Genomic DNA, 3,994 nt, shown 5'->3' with positions numbered 1-3,994 from the left:
GCATCCCCGGCGCCCCCAGCGCCCCCGGCGCCCCGGGCAGCCCGGCCGCACGTGGTCGCCTTCGACCTGATCCGCCTGGTCATCATGGCGTTCGTGGTCGGCGTGCACACGCTGGCGTTCGGCGGCGGCCAGGTCACCGTGGTGCTCGGCGCGGTCACCACGATCTTCCACACGAGCCGCGAGCTGTTCTTCCTGCTGACCGCGCTGGTGCTGACCTACAACTACGGGCACCGCGGGCAGGTGCGCTGGCTGCGGTTCTGGCGGCGGCGGTACTGGCTGGTCGTGCCCGCGTACGTGGCGTGGAGCCTGATCTACTACGCGTTCGACGGCCCGGGCCGCGGGCCGTTCCCGGCCGCGTTCGCCCGTGACCTGCTGCACGCGGGCGCCCGGTACCACATGTACTTCCTGCTGGTCACCATGCAGGTGTACCTGCTGTTCCCGGTGCTGCGCTGGGTGCTGCGCAAGACCGCGGGCCACCACGTGGCGCTGTTCGCGGCCGCCTGCGTGTACCAGCTGGCGCTGACCGCCGCGTTGCAGCACCACCTGGTGCGCACCGGCCCGGTTGCCGAGTGGCTGAATGGCGCGGGGTCAGGCGTCTGGCTGGACAGCTACGTGCTGTACGTGGTGGGCGGGGCGATCGCCGGCTGGCACTTCGAGCAGATCTGCGCCTTCACCCGGCGGCACGCCTCGGCGCGGACCGTGTCCCTGGTCGCCGGGATCGGCGTCGTGGCCGGGCTCGGCGCCTACTTCGCCGAGATCTACCTGGGCGGCGCGACGCCGGCCGCGGCCAGCGCGGTGTTCCAGCCGGTCGTGGTGGTGGAGGCGCTGGCGTTCGGGTGGGCGCTGCTGGCCGGCGGGCTGCTGTGGAGCGACCGGGGGGCGCCGCACCGGAAGTTCTTCGCGGCGGGTTCGGCGAGCTCGTTCGGCATCTACCTGGCACATCCGCTCGTGCTGCAGGGCCTGCTGTACGTGGCTGGCGCCGTCGGCGTGCTGGCCGCGGTGCGCGGCGCGCCGGCCGTGCTCGAACTGCTGGCGCTGCTCTGCGTCGCCGTGCCTGTCGTGTACGGGGCGTCGTGGCTGATCGCCTCGGCGGCACGCCGCACGCCGCTGAGCCTGCTGCTCACCGGGCGCGAGTACCGTCCGGCAGGTGATCGCCGGGGACTGTGGAGGCCGAGGCTGATGGCAACGTTGACGCGCCGGACGCTGATCCTGGCCGTCGCGTTCGTGTGCACGTTCGGCGTCGCGTCGTTCGCGAGCGCGAACATCATCAGCGAGCTGCAGCGGACGACGTACACGGCGACGTACTCGATGAAGGTCGGCACCATGACCCGGAGCTATGAGGTGATCGGCCCGGTCGCCGCGCTGCCCGATTCCGCGCCGGTCATCGTGGTGCTCTCCGGGATCGCCGCCCCGGTTAGCTACGAGGTCAAGCGGGACTACCTGACGCCCTACGTCAACACGGGCCAGGCGGAGCTGGTCTACCCGGTGGGATACAAGATGTCGTGGAACGCGGGCGGCTGCTGCGGCCAGGCGGCGCAGCACGACGTCGACGACGTCGCGTTCATCACGTCGCTGGTCGCGGCCGTGGACCCCGGCCATAGGCACCCGATCTACGTGGTCGGGTACAGCAACGGCGGCCGCCTCGCCTACAAGCTGGCGTGCAGCGCGCCCGGCCTGTTCGACGGGACGGCGGTGGTGAAGGCGGATCCCGACCCGGGCTGCGTGGTCAGCCGCTCGCTGACGATCCTGCAGATCGCCGCGCTCGACGACACCGCCGTGCCCTATGCCCCAGGCGACAAGGGCAGGGAGTCGCCGCCCGCGACCGTGCAGGTCGCCGCGCTGCGCGCGGTCGACGGGTGCAGCGAGTCGTCCGCCAAGACACCGCACAGCGCGATGACGCTCACCACGTGGGCTGATTGCTCGAGCGGCGCCAGAGTCGGGTTCGCGGTGTGGAACAGCGGCGGCCACGGCTTCCCGTGGCCCCAGGGGAGCACGCCCAGCGCCGCGCAGGTCATCTGGTCCTTCTTCACGAAGACGGCGCTCGCGCCGCTGCCGAAGTAGCCCGTTCCCACCCCGGACCCCAGACCACCCGCGCGCTCCGGAACCCTAGACCGCCCCCGCCCTCCGGGCCCCTAGTTCGCGGCTGTGCTAGCGCTGACAGGCTAGGAGCTCTCGGCCTGCACCCACGGTGTCACGTCCAGCCGCTGTGCGTAGAGCCGCTCGTAGAACGGCCGGTGGTGGGCGGCGAACCGGGCCAGCTCGCTGGAGTTCTCGACGGTGTGCGGGTACACGCGCTCGCGCCGCTCGAAGCCGGAGCTGGCGCTGACGTCCGCGTGCCAGCGCGCGGACCGGCGCCACTCAGGCCGTTCACCGGGCTGCCAGGTGAGCGCCCGCGGGATGAAGGGCAGCCCAACGGCCGCGCAGTACGCCGCCATCGTCGCCCCGGGTCGTGCCACGAGGTCATCAGAGTCGATGACAACCGAAGCGTCCCCCCCGGCATCGCGGACCGCGGCCTGCACCTCGCACAACCTCTCCAGCCCGATCGCGGTGATGTTCGTGCCGGGGTACAGCGCGTAGCTGGACGCTGCGATCTCCTCGGGACGGCGGATGAGGAATGCATGCCGGGCCTCAGCGAGGAAGCGCCGGTCGGCGAGCACGTCCCTGACGCAGGCGGCCGGGGGGTGGTCCTTCAAGAACACCCTCATGTGCTGCGTTTCATCACGCAGCCAGGCGAGGAGCGACAGGGGCGAATCGAACGTTCGCGGTCCGGCATCAGTCTCGCCATAGTCCCTTAGATTGCAGAACGGCTCGTGCAGTACGGTCATATCGCCGCGCTCAGCCATCGACCGGAAGAAAGCCGTCGATCGCGCTCGCGGTGCACTCCACAATGCGAACACCGCCATGGGCGCAACGTACCCCTGAACGCAGCTACTGGACCCTAGACCACCCCCGGTAGACCCTAGACCACCCCCGGCCCTTCGGAATATCCTTAGCAGAGCTAACCTTATGTAGGTAGCACAGGAAACGATGGGAGTGGGCGCAGCCGACCGTGACAGCCGTCCAGGATGCTGACCAGACGCAGCCGGGCCGTCCGCCGATCCGCCATAACCGTGCCTCCCGCACCATGGCATCCCTGTCGCACCGCAACTACCGGCTGTTCTTCTTCGGCCAGCTGGTCTCGCAGGGCGGCACCTGGATGCAGACGGTGGCGCAGTCGTTCCTGGTGCTGGGACTAACCCACAGCGGAACACAGCTCGGGCTCACCACGGCGGCTCGTTTCCTGCCGGTACTCCTGTTCGGCCAGGCCGGCGGCCTGTTCGCCGACCGAGCCGACAAGCGCCGGGTGCTGTACGTCACCCAGGCCTCCGCAGGCCTGCTGGCCGCGGCCTTCGCCGTGCTCACCGGCACGCACGAGATGAGGCTGTGGACCGTCTACGTGCTGGCCCTCGCGCTCGGCTTCGTCAACGTCTTCGACAACCCGGCGCGGCAGAGCTTCATCTCGGAGCTGGTCCCCCCTGACGACCTGCCGAACGCCGTGACGCTCAACTCGGTGTCGATGAACATAGCGCGGGTGTTCGGCGCGGCGCTCGGGGGAGTGGTGGCTGCCGCGTTCGGGCTGGTGCTGTGCTTCGGCCTCAACGCCGTGTCGTTCGGCGCCGTGCTCGCCTCGCTGGCCGTGATGCGCGCCGCCGACTTGTTTCCCGCGCGCCGCATCACCAGGGAACCCGGCCAGATCAGGCAGGGCCTGCGCTACGTCCGCGGCACTCCCGAACTGCTCATCCCGCTCGTCATGATCGCCGTCATCGGCGCGCTGGCCTGGGAGTTCCCGGTGTCGCTGCCGCTGATGGCGAGCAAGGTCTTCGGCGGTGGCGCCGCCGCCTACGGCGTGATGGCCTCGGTCATGGGGGTCGGCGCGGTGGTCGGCGGCCTGATCTCGGCCGCGAGGCCCCGGCCCAGGGCCCGCGCGCTGTGCCTGGCCGCGATGGGCTGGGGC

Annotated in this window: 3 protein-coding genes; 2 read left to right on the top strand and 1 reads right to left on the bottom strand. The window is 70.6% G+C overall.

Annotated features, from left to right (window positions below; all coding sequences use genetic code 11):
* Window positions 1-2,061, top strand: a 2,061-nt coding sequence (locus tag WA805_RS13310; RefSeq protein WP_425242487.1) for an acyltransferase family protein, incomplete at its 5' end; no start/stop codon positions are given.
* Between the two features lie 101 nt (window positions 2,062-2,162).
* On the opposite strand, the gene WA805_RS13305 is transcribed toward WA805_RS13310, so the two are convergent.
* Window positions 2,163-2,903, bottom strand: a complete 741-nt coding sequence (locus tag WA805_RS13305; protein WP_425242486.1) for a sulfotransferase family protein — start codon at window positions 2,901-2,903, stop codon at window positions 2,163-2,165.
* A gap of 221 nt (window positions 2,904-3,124) precedes the next feature.
* On the opposite strand from WA805_RS13305, the gene WA805_RS13300 reads away from it, so the two are divergent.
* On the top strand, window positions 3,125-3,994 hold an 870-nt coding region (locus WA805_RS13300; RefSeq protein WP_425242485.1), incomplete at its 3' end, for an MFS transporter.

It is taken from the genome of Trebonia sp. (assembly GCF_049794275.1).
Classification (GTDB): Bacteria; Actinomycetota; Actinomycetes; order Streptosporangiales; family Streptosporangiaceae; genus Trebonia.
This window is presented reverse-complemented; position numbering and strand designations above follow the sequence as displayed.

Bases quoted from the DNA above. Each gene is read 5' to 3' on its own strand.
- WA805_RS13305 (WP_425242486.1), bottom strand. From the start codon at position 2,903: ATGGCGGTGTTCGCATTGTGGAGTGCACCGCGAGCGCGATCGACGGCT.